Below are 16125 nucleotides of genomic sequence, written 5' to 3' on the forward strand. Positions count from 1 at the left end.
GCCCGGTAGCTCGTCAGGCTCATAACCTGAAGGTCGCAGGTTCAAATCCTGCTCCCGCAACCAACAAATAACCCGGCCTCGCGCCGGGTTTTTTGTTGGTAACGGATACAGATTTTAAACTGACCAGCGCCCCCACAAAAAGCGCTATGCCCGACGCCCAAGGCCACAAAACGCTCAAAGCCACATACCGAAACAAACAAATAACCCCGGCAGATATCCTGACCGGGGTTTTTTGTTGGATCACGGCGGGGGCAGGGCGGAAGACCCACGCAGCGGGGTAGAAAACTCTCAAATCCGGCGACGAGCCCAAACAAAAAGCCTGTTCACACAGACACCAACCTGACGGACCACTGAAACAAGAGCCACGACCGGTTAACCCAAAGGCCTTCCAAAGATTTTAGGCCGTTTCCTCCATCGCCAGAAGGATGGTGGCCGGTTGGTTTGTTCTGTTTTCGAGAGCTCTTGGTTCATTTGGAGCCAGGACGCAGGAATCCAGTGGTCCAAGGGTCACCACTTCATTTCCATTGGTGATCGTGACCTGGCCGGAAATGACCACATAGATCTTTTCTTGTGGGGACGCCTTGAGAGACGTGTGGCCACCAGGAAGAAGATGGGACAGGCCTACCCACATAGAGTGCGTTGACGTTGCCTCCTTTCCCTGAAGACGAAGGCACGCCATCGCGTCGTGTTCCGGCGCCTCATATTGCTGCGCGCTGTCAATGCGGGTTACCTGCATGTGTGTTTCCTACTAAGGCTTGAGGATAACCCGCTCAGGCGTTGCCCGCAGAACTGAAGCGTAGGCCTTGGCGGCGTCGTCAAATCCGTAGACGGTTTCCGGATTGATCGGGAAGGGCTTCAGAACACCGGCCTCGAACTTCGGCTTTAGCACGTCGAAGATCTTCGCGCCGTACACACTGTCGAGCGCCAATGTATCGATACCGATGAACTTGTGACGCCCGCGGAAAAACGTGAAGATGTCGAAGTCTACCGCCCTGTCGAACGTGGAGATGAAGACCTGACGCCCCTGTTTTGCAAGCGCCTTGTTGGCCATTTCGAAATAGGGGCTTCCGACGGTGTTGAAGACGATATCAGCGCCCCGCCCCCCGGTCTTTTCGCGAACCAGTTCAGCGACGTCCTGAGAAGAGCTGTCGAACATTTCGATGGGTTGCGCACTATGGCCAAGAAATTCCATGGGCTTGTATTCGACACCGAACACTGTTGCACCAGCCATCGTCGCAAGCTGGATTGCAGCCTGCCCAACCTTGCCGTTGGCCCCACAAACCAGGACATTGTCCCATGGCTGGACGCCGCCAGCTTCCCGCAGACCTTCAAAGGCAGTTATGAAGGGAACGCCGATCGAACCGGCTTCTTCCATGGTAAAATTGACCGGTTTTTCGCGGACGGCGGCCTGTGGCAAGGCCATATACTTGGCGTGAGAACCGTTTTGAGTGATGCCGAGTTCTCCACCTCCTCCCCAGATTTCCTTGCCGATCAGATGTGCTGGTCCATCAACAACAATGCCTGCAAAATCGCGACCGGGAACTCTTGGCCAAACCGCATGCGGCATATGGCCGAGAGACGCCTTCACGTCTGAAGGATTTACACCAGCTGCCCTGATTTCAACCAGGACCTGACCCGGCCCGTGCTGAGGTATTGCCGGTTCGATCACGTCGATCAGAAGATTGTCCAGATCCGGCGACTTTTCCGTCACCCAAAGGGCCTTGCCGGTGACTGTCTTGCTTTGAACGTTCATGGCTCTTGTCCCCGTCCTTTTCACTTTGTTGCGGCGCGCTTACTGCTGGAGGCCAAGCATTTGCCTGGCTTCGCCTGCAGTGGCGATTTCGCCTCCCAGTTTCTCAATGAAGTCACGGGCTCTGGCTGTCAGTTCGCCATTGCCCTTTGTCCGTTTGCCCTTGCCGATATAGACGGTGTCCTCCATGCCAATGCGCACGTGGCCACCCAGCAGCCAGGCTTGCACCAGCATCGGAAAAGCCCATCGGCCGACACCGAAGCCGGTCCACACCGTGCCCGGCTGCAACATTCGGGAAGCCATGGACATGGCATCCGGAGTTGAAGGCAGGCCGTATTTCACGCCCGTTACAAGCGAACACATGGCGGGACCTTCGATATGTCCGGCCTTCAGAAAATCGTTGGCCATGACGATGTCGCCGGTGTCGAACAGTTCCAGTTCCGGTTTCACACCGCTGTCGCGGATGACTTCAGCCATCACGCGCACATTCCGAGGTGTGTTGATCACCACCTGCGCACCTGAGTTCATGGTATTGAAATCCAGTGTGCAGATGTCCGGACGGATCCTTGCGATATGTTCCACCCGTTTTTCAGGGGGCAGGATCGTCGTTCCCGGGCCGGCGACCGAAGGATCGTCATCGGAGGGGACGAAACGGCCGCCTGGACCTGTCGTCAGGTTGAGGATCAGATCAGTGTTCTTCTGCCGGATCAGCCTGACAACGTCTTCATACAGGCCGATCTCCATCGATGGCTTGGCCGTCTCCGGATCCCGCACGTGAATGTGGGCAATTGCGGCGCCGGCTTCGGCAGCCTCAAGGCATGCATCGGCAATCTCCTGAGGCGTTGCCGGCAGGTCAGGGTGCTGGTCGCGGGTGGTCAGGTTTCCTGTCACGGCGCAGGTGATGATGGTTTTGTGCACCATGGTTCAAAGCCCCCGCCCGGCATCGACAACGATGCGCGTGCCCGTGGAGTGGGTGAGGTAGGCAACGGACGCAAAGATCGCCTTGCCGACATCCTCGGCTTCGACAACCTTTTGCAATGGGGTCGCTGCACCTGCCTTTTCGACCTGTTCCCGTGTTCTGCCTGGAACAAAATCCGTCGCAACCATTCCTGGAGACACTGAGAGGATCCGGACTTCCGGTCCAAGTGCCAGGCCAAGCGTATGGGTCATCGAATCGAGTGCCGCCTTTGCGCCGCAGTAGGCGATGGAAGAACCGAAGCCCTTGAAGGCCGCGATCGAGGACACGTTGATGACGGCACCATCGCCGCTCGCCTTGAGCAGGGAGGCAAAGGCGCGAATGGACGCGAACACCCCCCGGAAATTGGAGGCGAAAACCTCATCGATGATGGTGTCCGTCAGTCCATCCAGATCCTTGTGAGCGACCGGCGTCGTGGTACCCGCCGAATTCACGAGAATGTCGACCCGCCCAAGTCTGCTCGCGATTTCCTCCTTGAAGGCCTCAATGCTTGGCGTGTCGATGACATCGACTTTCAGCGCAAGATGGCCGTCGCCTTCGAGTGCCGTGACGACTGCCTGCGCCTTGTCTTCGCTGGAGCGATATCCGACGACGACACGCGCGCCCGCCTCTGCGAACAGTTTGGCAGATGCCGCGCCTATTCCGCCGGAGCCGCCAATGACAACGGCGACTTTCCCTTTCAATGACTGGCTCAAGACACTTTCCCCTTGATCGGCGGTTCGGGGAAACGGGGTTCGCCTGGCTTCAGGATGAAGTCGTAGGTGCAGGTGTAGAAGGGGACGGCAACGTCGGGATACTCGGCTGAAGGTGTTTCCCGGAGTTCCAGATCACCCGCGATCTGTTCCTTCGCACCGAACACAACGTCGTTCACCATCGCTTCGTCCGTATCGGCGAAAATCTGGGTGATGAGTGTCTTGTGTTCAGGGGCGGACACTATGAAATGGACATGCGCCGGACGCATGGGTGTCCGTTTCTGTGCCCTCAACAGGTCTCCCGTAGTGGTGTGAACGGGGACCGGGTAACCGGCCGGTTTCACCGTGCGGATGAGGTAGTTGCCGTTTTCGTCCGAAATAAATTTGCCACGCAGATTGAAGTCGGCCTGGTCCTTGTCCTGGTTCTCGTAGAGTCCATCCGGGGATGCCTGCCAAACATCAAGCGTTGCCCCGGCAATGGGTTCACCATTCACGTCCAGTACACGGCCCTTCAGAACCAGCGGGTCTCCCGACGTGGTGGACCGTGCGATGGTGTCGCCAAACTCGCAGTCAGGTGCAGATCCCCGATAGAAGGGGCCAAGCAAGGCTGACATCGTCTCGCCCTGCATGCCGTCATTGTTGATGAGATCGATGAGTGTCGAGGCGCCGAGAACGTCGCAGATGAGAACCGCCTCGTTGTGAGCGTTGTCGGTCTGCTGGCCTATGGCATTGAGGATCTGCAGGCCTTTTTCATATTCGGCTTCGGTCGGGCGAACCTCCCGCAGGAAGGCATGCAGGTGTCGGACGAGAGAAGTGATGATTTCCTTGAAACGCGGATCCGTTGTCGCCTCCATGGCCGCCAGGACGGCAGGGGTGACATCCTCTTCCTTGCTGATCAGTCTTGTGGTCGTAACGTAGCTGTCCATGACGTTCCCTCAGGCGGACGCCGCTGTCGCATGTAAGGCCTGGTCGACCCTGGCTGCTTTCAGGTGCGGGTATTTTTCGGTGAGCAAGGAGCCATGGTAATAGGTGGCCCTGAAGGCGGGCTCCTTGCGAATGTTATCCAGCCATGCCGCGACCATGGGCTTGTCTGCCCAGGCATCGCCCAGGTTGATGTCGTCCATGCGCACAATGACCGGCATGATGGCGATATCGGCATAGGTGAGGGTCTGTCCCATGATCCAGGGGCCACCTCCTTCCAGAAGCCACTGGTTCATCCGGTCCACGCCCCTGTCCAGGCGTCCCAGCGCCTCGTCCATGTCAGCCTTCGGAAAACCGGTGCGGCCCATTTTCATGAGAAACTCACGGCGCAAGGGCTTGCTGTCGCAAAGCGCCTGAAATTCTTCTGCGCTCATGGCCTGAAAATGCGGCAGGAAGGCAAGATTATAGGATGGTACGCGGATCGCCGGTGTCGGCACTTCATCGATGAAGCGCAACATCGCCCGCATCCTTGCACTGTCATGAGGAGCAGACGGCCGCATCGGGGAGGTGTCCGGCAATATGTCTTCCAGATACTCCATGATGACGGCGCTGTCGGTCACGGGGACCCCGTCATGCACGAGGGTCGGAACTACGCCATTGGGGTTGATCGCCAGATAATCCGGCTTGAGCTGATCGCCACTGAAGAGGTCCAGCTTTCTTTCTTCAAATGCCTGTCCCTTTGCGTGAAGGGAGAAGCGCACACGCTGCGAGCAGGTGGATTGAGGCGCGTTGTAAAGTACGAAACCCATCGGTTGAGCCCTTTCTCTCAGTCCCAGTTCAGGAAGCGGGGCAGGCGGTGTTTCGCTGCCAGGGTTCCAACGATGCCAAGGGGAAAGAATATCAGCGCCAGCGCCATGATCAGGCCGGTTGCCAGGATGTTGAATTCCGAAGAGCCAAGAGTTGCGACGAAGATCTCGTTGAAGGCGACAATCAGGATTGCGCCGATGACCGGGCCCGCGATCGTGCCCTTGCCGCCGAGAATGCACATCAGAACCATGTTCACGCTGACAAGAATGATCAGGAAGATGTTCGGACGGATGTAGGTGAGATATTCACCCCAGATAGCGCCTGCCATGCCGACAAAGGCTGCCGAGATGGCGAAGGCGAGCGTCTTGTAGGTGCGAGTATCGATCCCTGCGCTCTCGGCCTTGATCTCGTCCTTCGAAATGGCGCGCAGCCCGAGCCCGAATTTCGAATGCTTGATCTTGTAGCTGATGAAGACGGTCAGCGCCGCCAGGACGACGAAGGCGTAATAATACGGCAGCTTGGCCCATTCCACACTGAGGTCGTTGGCAGGTAGGGCGACGCCATTGGCCCCACCGACAAAGTGCCAGTTGTCAAACAGGATGCGGGCAATCATCACCAGCGCCAGCGAGGAAATGATGAAGCTCGGGCCGCGCGTTTTGAGCGTGATACGACCGATCAGATAGCCGACAGCAGCGCAAACGAGGCCTGCCAGAGGTGCCGTCAAAAGCGTCGAAATGCCGAAGCGTGCCAGCAGCATTCCGGCAAAGTAGCCGCCAATGCAGAAGAAGACGTTGTGTCCCAGCGAGATGTAACCCGTGAAACCGCCAAGAATGTTCCAGCCAGATGCCATGACCGCATAGCAGGCCGTGAACAGGATGAGGTGGATCACATAGTTGAAGTTGCCGACAAATTGCAGTGCCGGAACCGCCAGCAAGAGGGCCAGAAGGACGATCGGAAACCAGGTGGCCCGTGTCCTGTCGGCGCGCCGTGCAAGCTTTTCGTTGTGCTCGGCCCGGGCCTGCAGAACGTTGGACGTCTCGTTGAAAGCAAGGGACATTATGCAAGCTCCGGTTTTTCACCGAACAGCCCCTGGGGCCGAACGAGAAGGATGAGAAACAGGGCGAGAAAGAAGGTCATGGTCGACCATGTCGCTCCGACATAGGTGCCGACGAAGGCGGCAATCACGCTCAACAGGAAGGATGCGACGACCGTGCCGAGCAGCGAGCCCATGCCGCCGAGAACCACCAGGGACATGAGGACCGCGATCCACTCCCAGTGTTTTGCCGGAAAGAACGAGAAGACGAAGGAGACAAGGCAGCCAGCAGCCCCGGCGAGACCAATGCCGATTGCGAAGCTGACAAGGGCAACGCGGTTGACATTCACCCCCAGCAGTTCAGCCGCTTCGCGGTTCTGGGTGGTTGCGCGGATGGCGTAGCCGAAACTGGAATACTTCAGGAAAAGCGCCAGCACGGAAATGATGATCAGCGACAGAATGCCCGCATAAAGCTGGCCGGTCGGAATGAAGACATCACCGATAAAGATCGCATCGGTCGCGTAATCCGGAGACGTCACACGCTGGGTGTTCGAGAAGAACCCTCCCAGTGCCCCTTCGACAACCATCGCGATTGCGAAGGTGAGCAGGACCGTCATTTCCGAATATTTGGCCGAGCGTGCTTCCCGTTCGAAAACCAGCTTGTAAAGCACCACACCTATGGCGGCCAGAATGACGATCGCCACGGGCAGCATCATCAAGGGGTCGATGCCGTACAGCCGGAAACCCCAGTAGGCGACGTAAGCGCCGGCGATGATCAGCACCGGATGCGCCAGGTTTACGATGCGCATGACACCGAATACGAGACTGAGCCCGGATCCCATGAGGGCGAACACACCACCAAGAGCAAGGCCCAGAATGAGAGTTTGAATAATATCAGCCATGGTTGCCCTCCTCAGGCTGCCTTCTTGCCGCCGAGATAAAGGTCCTGTATCCGCGGGTCGCGCAGGACGTCGTCCGCAGGACCGGAAAACAGGGTGCGTCCCAGATCCAGAACGACGCCCTGGTCGGAATTCTTCAATCCCATCAAGGCGTTCTGTTCAACAAGAAGGATCGTGATGCCTTCTGCGGCCATCATCTTCATGATTGAAAACATTTCCTGGACGATCTTTGGCGCCAGTCCGAGCGACGGTTCATCCAGCATGACAATGTCCGGCTTCAGGATCATGGTGCGGGCCATGGCCAGGGTCTGTTGCTGACCTCCAGACATCGTGCCTGCGTGCTGGTCGCGGCGCTCCTTCAGGATCGGGAAGAGCTCCTCGATCTCGTCGATGCGTTTTTCCAGACCGGATTTGTCGCTCATGGAAAAGCCGCCCATGCGCATGTTTTCCCGCACGGTCATTTTCGGGAACAGCGCGCGCTCCTGGGGAACGAAACAAATTCCCTTTCGAAGCACCTGGTCCGGGCGAAGGCCCTTCAGGCTTTCGCCCTTATAGAGAACGTCGCCGTTGCGCACCTTGAGCATGCCGCAGATGGCCTTCAGCAAGGTGGACTTGCCGGCGCCGTTCGGACCGATGATGCAGTGGACCTTGCCGGGTTCGACACGAAGCTCGGCTCCGTCCAGAATTGCCGGGCCGTCGCCGTAACCGGCGGTCACATTGGAAACGTGGAGAAGTTCGCTCATCACGCAGCCTCCTCCAGGACGCCACCAAGATAGGCGTCGAGAACAGCAGGATTTTCGCGGACTTCTTCGGGCTTGCCATCAGCAATGACCTTACCCTGTGCCATCACCACGATCTTGTGGGACAAGCGCATGATGAGGTCCATGTTGTGCTCCACGATGAGCACCGTCAGGCCCTGTTCGTTCAGCTTTTGTATGTGGCCGATGATTTCCTCAAGCAGCGTCGGATTAACCCCGCCAGCAGGTTCATCGAGCAGAATGATCTTGGGGTCGCTCATCAGGAGCGCTGCCAGATCCATCAGTTTCTTCTGGCCGTAGGACAGGTTGGAGCCGTCCTCGTAGGCGATCCGCGTAATGCCGAGGAAGTCGAGGATTTCCATCGCCTTTTCGACTTCTTCCGCACCAAGGGCGGGTTTGAAAAGATCCCGCCAGCCGCCGATCCTGGATTGGCAGATGACGTTTTCCAGAACCGTCATGTCCGCCAGGTTTCGGCTGATCTGGAACGTGCGGCTCAGGCCCATGCGGGTGATCTTGTGCGGCCGCAGATGTTCGATGCGTTGGCCCTCAAGAAGAACCTTGCCGGCCGAGGGTTCGGTTGTCCGGCTTATGCAGTTGAAGGCGGTGGTCTTGCCTGCGCCATTCGGGCCGATCAGGGCCGTGATGCTGCCTTTGGGAACGGTGAACGAACAGCCGTCGACTGCGCGGATCCCGCCAAAATGCTTGGACAGGTTATCTATTTCGAGCATGGGAACTCGCTTTGCGCTTGGAATGTCAGGAGAGCTACCCGGGCGCCACGCGCCCGGGACCGGTTCGATCCGTCAGAACGAACCCTTCGGGTAGGTGAGGGCGCTGACGCCTTCAAACTCGTCCGTCGGATAGACAAACTGCAGTTCGCCATCGTTCCACTGGGTCATCAGGAACGGCTTGTCTGCAGGCAGCCCCAGTTCATCCCAGTTGAACCGACCGAGGATCGTGCGAACCGGCTCGTCCCTGGTGCGTTCCGACAACCATTTGCCCATGGCTTCATTGTCGGTTGAACCGGCACCGAGAATTGCTTGCTCGATGCCTTGGCAGACAGCGAAGGGAATGGCAGCGTCCTCATCGGGAACCGCCCCGAATTTTTCCTGATAGGAGGCGACGAAGTCGCTGTTGGAAAACGGTTCGCCGGCCAGTGTCGACTGAAACGGCGCATCTTTGTGCCAGGAGGTGTGAACCAGGACGCCTTCTGCACTTGAACCGGTGCCTTCCAGGTATTCAGCCTGTGTTCCCTGGCTGAAATAGACGAGTTTCGGCTCCGCCCGGACTGTCTTGAGTGCGCGTGTCAGCTGGACCGCCTCTTCCGCGGAAGCTGTCAGTCCGATGATCAGTTCCGCTCCGGAGCGTTTCACCTGATTGGCAAGGTTGAGCCAGTCGCTGAAACCTTCTTCAGGCCAACGCTCGGAAAAGACGACTTCGATGTTGTTTTCAGCAAGGTATCCCGGTGCGAGGTCGCGCACGAGTGAACCGTCCGCCGGGTCCATGACCTTCTCGCCCATCAGACCGGACCAGACACCGTTTGCGAAGAAGTCGTCCGCGGATATCACGGCCGCAGTCTTGGGCGTTTCACCCTCGGGGATCAGGTCCTTGATGATGCCTGCGAGGGAAGCGCCGACATATTCGGCGGCATTCGGCTGGAAATAGAAGATGTTCTTGTGACCCTGCGTATAGATGCGCAGGGCGCCACCGGCCGGCAACGGGTGAACCATGTTGTTCTTTGCCAGAATGCTGGCGACAGGGAAGGACAGACGCGAGGAGAAGGTTCCGTACACCGCCTCCACGCCGTCGACATTGATGAAGCGTTCGTACTGGTTGATGGCGGTTGCCGGGTCGGATCTGTTATCGGAAACAAGCAGCTCGACCTGGCGACCCATGATGCCGCCGCGCTCGTTAATGAGATCGACACACAGTTCATAGCCTTGCTGGTGTTTTTGTCCGGCAATCGAAAAACCACCGGTCAAGGGCAGGCTGGCGCCGATCTTGAGCGGATCAGCCGCCTGAGCCATTCCGGTATAGCCAGATGCAAGCATGCTGGCAGACACAAGAGCTGCCACCGTCCAATTAATGCGTTTCATCTTTTTCCTCCCTGAAGATGAGATCAGATCCTTTTCGGTAGATCTGCGGTGGAGCCCTCCCAAGCCCTTGCACCATACCGTAGCCATTCGTCGTGCCCCTTGCTCACGTTCGAGATCGGGGCGGCATTCACATCACCTCATGCATTTCAGCAATCGAACGTAATCGTGCAATCGATTGCACAGATATTCGCAATAATATGCGCGACGAAAATCGTCACGCTCTGATCCGGATGTGCCGGACAGGAAAAGTCTGACTCCCTCCCAAATCATCGATAGCGCCCGAAACACGTGTCGTGTTTCAGAGCGTTGGGCCGACGCCTCTCCCAAGGCTGACAGTCCCAAATCGAAGCACAGATCTTTCGCTCGTCCAACCCGCTTTGGGTTTGCCCTCGCCACAATGAACGAACCGCACGTACCGGTGCGGTGCCCATTTCAGGCAAGTCGCAGAACGCGAAATCCAAATCTCTGCAATCGATTGCATAATCGGTAACACGATCACAAACGAGGTGTCAACAGTTTTATGCAATCGATTGCGAAGAGGGCTCCATCCGGCTATATGGAGGGTGGGAGGACGCAAAGATGAGCCGACGGCCGACACTGAAGGATATAGCCCGGGAAACAGGTGTTCATGTTTCCACGGTTTCCCGTGCGCTTGATCCGCAAAAGCGCAGTTCGCTGACCGAAGAAATTGTCGTGAAGATCCGCCAAGCGGCCGACAGGCTGGGGTATCGGCCCAACCGGATTGCCTTCAGCTTGCGCAAGCAGAAGTCGATGACGGTCGGGGTGATGATCCCGGATATCACCAACATGATTTTCCCGCCGATCGTTCGCGGCATCGAAAGTGTGATGGAGCCGCTGGGTTATGCTTCCATCATCGTCAACACTGATGGTGACAGTGACCGGGAGCGCCGATTAACGGAGACGCTTCAGGAGCGCGGCGTGGATGGCATAATCCATACGGCTGTGTTGCGCAGCGATCCCAATATCGTGGAAGCGGCGCGCCAGGGTCTTCCGGTTGTCACGCTGAACCGAAAGGTCGAAGAAGCCGAGATCCCATATGTGATCAACGACGAGGAAGCCGGAATCCGCATGATTTTTGATCATCTTCATGATCATGGTCACCGGCGAATTGCGCATCTTGCCGGACCTCGGGACTTGTCGACCGGGCTGCTGCGCCGTGAAGCGTTCTGCTCGGTTGCCCGGGACTACGGACTTTCAGCCGATGCACTTGTCATCGAGGAAGCCTGCCGTTTCGAGGAGGAGGAAGGCCGCCGTTGTGCGAAAGAGATATTGAGCCGGTCACCAGAGACAACCGCAATTCTGTGCGCCAATGACAGGCTGGCCCTCGGGGCCATGGATTATTGCGCCAGAAACGGGCATCCGTGCCCCGACAAGATTTCCATCACCGGCTTCAACGACATGCCGTTCCTGGATCTCATTCCGCCTGGCCTCACAACAGTGCGCATAGAACAGTTTGATGCAGGGGCCACCGCTGCCCGGCTGCTGGTTCAGATGATTGACGGCTGTGACGGCAAGGTTCCAAGGGAAACAGTTCTTCCGGTCAGCCTGAAATGCCGAAACAGCGTCCTTCGGATAGAAACCGACCATTAGAGAGCGCCTGACCTCTGCTGGCCGGGCGATTTTTGCGCAGCAGCCTCGAGTGCGCCGTCATCCGGCCCTGGGGTGAAGAACAGTCACCCCAAAAGACTACCGACCAGGCACATCGTTCCCCTGGGACGACACTCGTGACAACGCCTGTCAGCTTCAGTTTGGACGATCGGGGTGCCTTGATCGCGAGCCTGGTTTGCTTGAGCCCGCATTTCACTGTTGGCTCCTTCCATTTGGTGAGCCCGATCGACGAGTTCAGAATGTGGTCGGTGAGCCAGATCGTTGATGTTCTTTCGGTTCTTTCGCCTTCGTTGCCGGACCGTACAGCCGCGTAAACGTTCAGTGCCCGGCTAGTGGCACTCATTCATTCGTCTTTTCAGATACTTACGAAAGTGACCGATCCGGCAAGCTGATGGTTGCTGGGTCGTCCTGCTTCTTTCAAACGCTCGGTTCGAGCCGCGGTTGGGCAGCCGCAGCTTCTGCTCTCGGCGACAAGGCTTCCCAAAAACACTGTAGTCAAGCGTCCCTTGAACAAATTAGTTCATAATGTGATTGTGATTATTGGATTTGTTGAATATATATCCACAATATGAACTTTTTGAATTGGGTGTCTGAGCAGGGGGAGATGCATCAGTGTTAAAAGACAGGAGCCTTCTCTGCGAAAGCGTCCGTATTGGTGAAGGCAACTACGAAGCGGGTATTGAGGGCCTTACCGTCACGAACCCGGCGACCAGCGCGTGCCTCGGCAATGTTCCCAACCTTGGGGGCGCCGAGACAGAGTTGGCCATCAGACATGCCAGAGAGGCACAGGCCGATTGGGCCGCACAGCCTGCGAAGGCACGGGCCGAGGTGCTTCAGCGCTGGTTTGCGTTGATTGTCGAGAATGCTGACGATCTGGCGCGCATCATCACCCTGGAACAGGGCAAGCCTTTGAAAGAGGCGAAAGGGGAAGTCCTCTACGGTGCCTCCTATGTCGAATGGTTTGCCCAGGAAGCGCGCCGCATATACGGCGAGACGATACCTGCGACGTCCCGGGACAAGCGCCTCCTGGTGATCAGGCAGCCTGTTGGTGTGGTTGCGGCGATCACCCCCTGGAACTTTCCGAATGCGATGATCACAAGAAAGGTTGCACCGGCATTGGCTGCCGGGTGCGCAATCATCGTCAAGCCCGCCGAGCAAACGCCTTTTTCAGCCCTTGCGCTGGCGACGCTCGCCGAGCGTGCAGGTGTTCCGCCTGGTCTCTGCACGGTTATCACGGGGGACGCGCGCAGGATTGGCGCAGCGATGACCTCCAGTCCCTTCGTGCGCAAGCTGTCCTTTACCGGCTCAACGGACGTCGGCAAGTTGCTGATGCGGCAGTGCGCAGACACCGTCAAGAAGATCTCGCTGGAACTCGGCGGCAATGCGCCTTTCATCGTCTTCGATGATGCCGATGTGGAAGCCGCCGTCGAAGGGGCTGTGGCCGCCAAATTCCGCAACAGCGGCCAGACCTGCGTTTGCGCCAATCGCATCTATGTGCAGTCCGGTGTTCACGACGCATTCGTTGCCGCCCTGGTGAAGCGGATGCGGACCATCAAGGTCGGCGATGGGCAGGCTGGTGATACGGACCTTGGTCCGCTGATTGACGTTTCAGCCATAGACAAGGTCCAGGCGCATATCTCGGATGCCATTGCCAATGGTGCCAGGATTGAACTGGGTGGAACGCATCATTCCCTTGGTGGCACCTTCTTTCAGCCGACCGTTCTGACGGGTGTGCGCCATGAGATGCGCATCGCACGTGAAGAGACCTTCGGGCCTGTGGCGCCAGTCTTCCGTTTCGACACGGAAGAAGAAGTGATCGCGCTTGCCAACGACAGCGAATACGGGCTCGCAGCCTACTTCTTTACACGCGACCTCGCGCGCAGTTGGCGGGTCGGCGAGCGTCTCGAGTACGGCATGGTCGGCATAAACACGGGCCTGATCTCCACTGCCGAAGCACCGTTCGGCGGCATCAAGCAATCCGGCCTGGGACGGGAGGGATCCCGCCTCGGCCTGGATGAATACCTGGAAGCCAAATACCTGTGTGTTGGCGGAATCGATGAAGGAAATTGACATGACGGCATATGAGCCAGCCATTGCAGCGTTTCGGGCAGAAGGCGCCCTGCGTTATGGCGTCCTGACAGGCGATGATCTGGTGGACGTGACCGACAATCTGGAAGCCCGGTTCAGCAATCTTCTGGACGTTGTTGCCGCCGGCGCCCTGCCGGAACTGGTCAAGGCCGGCGAGGGGCGTCCGGTGAGCTATCGGGCGTCAGATGTCGCCTTCCAGATTCCGATCGCCGCACCCCAGAAGATCATCTGTGTCGGGGTGAACTACCCGGACAGGAACGCAGAGTACAAGGACGGCCAGGCACAACAGATGCGGCCGTCTCTTTTTCCGCGGTTTGCAAGCGGGTTCACCGGTCATGGCCAGCCACTGATCCGGCCACTGGAAAGCGATCAGCTTGATTATGAAGGCGAGATTGCGATCGTCATCGGAAAAGCCGGCCGTCGCATTCCGCGCGAGACGGCATTCGATCATATTGCCGCGATTACCCTTTGCAACGAGGGAACGATCCGCGACTGGACGCGCCATGCGAAATTCAACGTGACGCAGGGCAAGAACTGGGAAAGGACCGGCAGCATCGGCCCGGCTCTCGTCCCGCTGCATTCCCCGGCCCAATTGCAGGATGTTGCTCTTGTAACCCGCGTCAACGGTGAAGTTCGCCAGCAGGACCGGACGTCGAGAATGATTTTCGACTTCCCCTATATCGTCAATTACGTCTCGACATTTGCACAGCTGATGCCTGGCGACATTCTGGTCTGTGGCACTCCGACAGGTGCCGGCGCAAGGATGGAGCCCCCTTGCTGGTTGAAGCCGGGTGATATTGTGGAAGTCGAAGCCGAAGGCATCGGTATCCTGCGCAACGGCATCGAGGACGAAAAATGCTGAGTGCCGCGCAGGTGCAGTACGTGGCGGCCGAACTTCTGGAAGCGGAAGCGACCCGGCAACAGACTGGCCTTCTCAGTGTGCGTTACCCGGACATCTCGCTGGATGATGCCTATGCCATACAGGGGGCGCAACTTGCGACCAAACTGGCTGCCGGGCGGCGCATTCTGGGGTGGAAAATCGGCCTGACATCCAAGGTCATGCAGAACGCACTCGGTATCGATACGCCGGATTCGGGCGTGCTTTATGACGACATGCTGTTCCCTGATGGCGGGCAGGTGCCACGCGGCCGATTTATCGAACCGCGCGTGGAAGCCGAGATAGCGTTTGTGATGAAGGCGCCAATCGATGGCAACGTGTCCCGTGAAGATGTGATCGCGGCGACGGATTATGTCAGCCCCGCGCTTGAAATCCTGGACACCCGCATCTTGCGTGCTGATCCGGAGACGGGAACGCGCCGGCGCATCTTCGACACCGTGGCGGACAATGCCGCCAATGCGGGCGTGGTTCTGGGAGCCCAGCGGCATGACCCCGGCGACGTGGATCTTCGCTGGGTTGGGGCTATCGTCGAACAGGATGGTGAGGTCATGGCCACCGGTCTTGGTGCGGCTGTCTTGAACGACCCCGTGATGGGGCTCGTCTGGCTTGCCCGGCGGATGGCCAGCTACGGCCACCGCATCGAACCCGGCCAGATCGTCCTGACGGGATCGTTTATCGGCCCCATCGAATGTCCACCCGGCACGGCGATCCGGGCCGACTTCGGACCGTTCGGTGCGGTCTCCACCAGATTTGCGTGATCGTCATGACCTTAGCGAAAAACCTCTTCAAGGCGCGGCTTGCAAAGCCGGAGACCCAGATTGGCCTATGGATGGCGCTGGCACATCCCGGCGCCGCGGAAATTTGCGCAGGAGCCGGGTTCGACTGGCTCGTCATCGATGCCGAACACGGACCGAACGGGCTTGCCGAAATCATGGCGCAGCTGCGGGTTCTCTCCGGCAGCAGCCATCCGGTGGTTCGCGTCCGTGAGAATGACCGTGCCCTGATCAAGCAGATGCTGGATATCGGGGCGCAGACAATTCTGGTGCCGATGATCGAAACGGCAGCGGAGGCGCAGGAAGCCGTGGGCTCGGTCCGTTATCCGCCGGAGGGCGCGCGCGGTGTCGGCGCGGCCCTGGCAAGGGCGTCGGACTATGGTCGCATCACCGACTATCTGCACACGGCAAACAAGCAGGTGTGTCTGCTTGTGCAGGTCGAAAGCTGCAAGGGCATCGATGCGCTGGACGAGATACTGGCGGTAGAAGGTGTCGATGGCGTCTTCGTCGGGCCAGCGGATCTGGCCGCGGACATGGGCTATGTCGGCCAGCCCGAAGCGGCTCCTGTACAGGCGGTCGTGGTTGAGGCCCTTTCGCGGATCAGGGCCGCGGGAAAGCCTGCCGGTATCCTGACGTCCAATCGTGAACTTGCGAAACGTTATGCGCTCATGGGTGTCGAGTTTCTGGCCGTTGGGGCTGATGTTGGTGTCTTTGCCCGTGGTCTTGCGGAGTTGAGGCAGGCGTTTCCCTGATCATTTCCCGGTTACGGTCGGGGTGACCATATTATGAACAGGCAGGCCCGTTGCGC

16 protein-coding genes are annotated in these 16125 nt (G+C 58.3%); 5 read left to right on the top strand and 11 right to left on the bottom strand.

The window, feature by feature from the left end; all coding sequences use genetic code 11:
- Positions 1 to 397 precede the first annotated feature (397 nt).
- The 11 genes from HEP89_RS11215 to HEP89_RS11265 form a co-directional block, all read right to left on the bottom strand.
- Entirely contained in the window at positions 398 to 736 is a 339-nt protein-coding gene (locus HEP89_RS11215; protein WP_168692058.1) for a cupin domain-containing protein, read from the bottom strand.
- A gap of 12 nt (positions 737 to 748) precedes the next feature.
- Positions 749 to 1753, bottom strand: a complete 1005-nt coding sequence (locus HEP89_RS11220; RefSeq protein ID WP_168692059.1) for a zinc-binding alcohol dehydrogenase family protein — start codon at positions 1751 to 1753, stop codon at positions 749 to 751.
- A 39-nt stretch (positions 1754 to 1792) separates the two neighbouring features.
- Complete coding sequence (locus tag HEP89_RS11225) at positions 1793 to 2671, bottom strand: 3-keto-5-aminohexanoate cleavage protein (protein ID WP_055661116.1); 879 nt, start codon at positions 2669 to 2671, stop codon at positions 1793 to 1795.
- Positions 2672 to 2674: 3 nt separating this feature from the next.
- Positions 2675 to 3421, bottom strand: a complete 747-nt coding sequence (locus tag HEP89_RS11230) for an SDR family oxidoreductase (protein WP_023003766.1) — start codon at positions 3419 to 3421, stop codon at positions 2675 to 2677.
- A complete protein-coding gene (locus tag HEP89_RS11235) occupies positions 3418 to 4344 on the bottom strand; it encodes a dioxygenase (RefSeq protein ID WP_168692060.1) in 927 nt (308 codons plus the stop codon). The genes HEP89_RS11230 and HEP89_RS11235 overlap by 4 nt, the downstream gene beginning before the upstream one ends.
- 9 nt (positions 4345 to 4353) lie before the next feature.
- Positions 4354 to 5148 carry a glutathione S-transferase family protein gene (locus HEP89_RS11240; protein WP_168692061.1) on the bottom strand — a complete coding sequence of 265 codons (795 nt, stop codon included), beginning with the start codon at positions 5146 to 5148 and terminating at the stop codon, positions 4354 to 4356.
- Positions 5149 to 5165: 17 nt separating this feature from the next.
- A complete protein-coding gene (locus HEP89_RS11245; protein ID WP_062486895.1) occupies positions 5166 to 6203 on the bottom strand; it encodes a branched-chain amino acid ABC transporter permease in 1038 nt (345 codons plus the stop codon).
- Positions 6203 to 7081, bottom strand: coding sequence for a branched-chain amino acid ABC transporter permease (locus tag HEP89_RS11250; protein ID WP_023003762.1), 879 nt, complete (start codon positions 7079 to 7081; stop codon positions 6203 to 6205). The genes HEP89_RS11245 and HEP89_RS11250 overlap by 1 nt, the downstream gene beginning before the upstream one ends.
- Before the next feature lie 11 nt (positions 7082 to 7092).
- Positions 7093 to 7821 (bottom strand): ABC transporter ATP-binding protein, encoded by a 729-nt coding sequence (locus HEP89_RS11255; protein WP_055661121.1) that lies wholly within the window; start codon positions 7819 to 7821, stop codon positions 7093 to 7095.
- The gene (locus HEP89_RS11260) at positions 7821 to 8564 is read right to left on the bottom strand and encodes an ABC transporter ATP-binding protein (protein ID WP_023003760.1); all 744 of its coding nucleotides are present in this window, start codon (positions 8562 to 8564) and stop codon (positions 7821 to 7823) included. The genes HEP89_RS11255 and HEP89_RS11260 overlap by 1 nt, the downstream gene beginning before the upstream one ends.
- A 72-nt stretch (positions 8565 to 8636) precedes the next feature.
- On the bottom strand, positions 8637 to 9929 hold the full coding sequence (locus tag HEP89_RS11265; RefSeq protein WP_023003759.1) for an amino acid ABC transporter substrate-binding protein: 1293 nt from the start codon (positions 9927 to 9929) through the stop codon (positions 8637 to 8639).
- Positions 9930 to 10508: 579 nt separating this feature from the next.
- Between HEP89_RS11265 and HEP89_RS11270 the strand changes: the two genes are divergently transcribed.
- From HEP89_RS11270 to HEP89_RS11290, 5 genes are all read left to right on the top strand, one after another.
- Positions 10509 to 11540 carry a LacI family DNA-binding transcriptional regulator gene (locus HEP89_RS11270; RefSeq protein WP_023003758.1) on the top strand — a complete coding sequence of 344 codons (1032 nt, stop codon included), beginning with the start codon at positions 10509 to 10511 and terminating at the stop codon, positions 11538 to 11540.
- Between the two features lie 630 nt (positions 11541 to 12170).
- The gene (locus tag HEP89_RS11275) at positions 12171 to 13628 is read left to right on the top strand and encodes an NAD-dependent succinate-semialdehyde dehydrogenase (RefSeq protein WP_168692062.1); all 1458 of its coding nucleotides are present in this window, start codon (positions 12171 to 12173) and stop codon (positions 13626 to 13628) included.
- A gap of 1 nt (position 13629) precedes the next feature.
- Complete coding sequence (locus HEP89_RS11280) at positions 13630 to 14508, top strand: fumarylacetoacetate hydrolase family protein (RefSeq protein ID WP_168692063.1); 879 nt, start codon at positions 13630 to 13632, stop codon at positions 14506 to 14508.
- Positions 14502 to 15302: a 2-oxo-hept-4-ene-1,7-dioate hydratase gene (hpaH, locus tag HEP89_RS11285; protein WP_168692064.1), complete on the top strand. Its 801-nt coding sequence runs from the start codon at positions 14502 to 14504 to the stop codon at positions 15300 to 15302. Before HEP89_RS11280 ends, hpaH begins: the two co-directional genes overlap by 7 nt.
- 5 nt (positions 15303 to 15307) lie before the next feature.
- On the top strand, positions 15308 to 16069 hold the full coding sequence (locus tag HEP89_RS11290) for an HpcH/HpaI aldolase/citrate lyase family protein (protein ID WP_168692065.1): 762 nt from the start codon (positions 15308 to 15310) through the stop codon (positions 16067 to 16069).
- Positions 16070 to 16125 lie beyond the last annotated feature (56 nt).

The organism is Labrenzia sp. 5N (genome assembly GCF_012395805.1).
Taxonomy (GTDB): domain Bacteria; phylum Pseudomonadota; class Alphaproteobacteria; order Rhizobiales; family Stappiaceae; genus Roseibium; species Roseibium algicola.

Bases quoted from the DNA above. Each gene is read 5' to 3' on its own strand.
- HEP89_RS11240 (WP_168692061.1), bottom strand. From the start codon at position 5,148: ATGGGTTTCGTACTTTACAACGCGCCTCAATCCACCTGCTCGCAGCGT.
- HEP89_RS11215 (WP_168692058.1), bottom strand. From the start codon at position 736: ATGCAGGTAACCCGCATTGACAGCGCGCAGCAATATGAGGCGCCGGAA.
- HEP89_RS11280 (WP_168692063.1), top strand. From the start codon at position 13,630: ATGACGGCATATGAGCCAGCCATTGCAGCGTTTCGGGCAGAAGGCGCC.
- HEP89_RS11235 (WP_168692060.1), bottom strand. From the start codon at position 4,344: ATGGACAGCTACGTTACGACCACAAGACTGATCAGCAAGGAAGAGGAT.
- HEP89_RS11220 (WP_168692059.1), bottom strand. From the start codon at position 1,753: ATGAACGTTCAAAGCAAGACAGTCACCGGCAAGGCCCTTTGGGTGACG.
- hpaH (WP_168692064.1), top strand. From the start codon at position 14,502: ATGCTGAGTGCCGCGCAGGTGCAGTACGTGGCGGCCGAACTTCTGGAA.
- HEP89_RS11250 (WP_023003762.1), bottom strand. From the start codon at position 7,081: ATGGCTGATATTATTCAAACTCTCATTCTGGGCCTTGCTCTTGGTGGT.
- HEP89_RS11290 (WP_168692065.1), top strand. From the start codon at position 15,308: ATGACCTTAGCGAAAAACCTCTTCAAGGCGCGGCTTGCAAAGCCGGAG.
- HEP89_RS11225 (WP_055661116.1), bottom strand. From the start codon at position 2,671: ATGGTGCACAAAACCATCATCACCTGCGCCGTGACAGGAAACCTGACC.
- HEP89_RS11255 (WP_055661121.1), bottom strand. From the start codon at position 7,821: ATGAGCGAACTTCTCCACGTTTCCAATGTGACCGCCGGTTACGGCGAC.
- HEP89_RS11245 (WP_062486895.1), bottom strand. From the start codon at position 6,203: ATGTCCCTTGCTTTCAACGAGACGTCCAACGTTCTGCAGGCCCGGGCC.
- HEP89_RS11270 (WP_023003758.1), top strand. From the start codon at position 10,509: ATGAGCCGACGGCCGACACTGAAGGATATAGCCCGGGAAACAGGTGTT.
- HEP89_RS11265 (WP_023003759.1), bottom strand. From the start codon at position 9,929: ATGAAACGCATTAATTGGACGGTGGCAGCTCTTGTGTCTGCCAGCATG.
- HEP89_RS11260 (WP_023003760.1), bottom strand. From the start codon at position 8,564: ATGCTCGAAATAGATAACCTGTCCAAGCATTTTGGCGGGATCCGCGCA.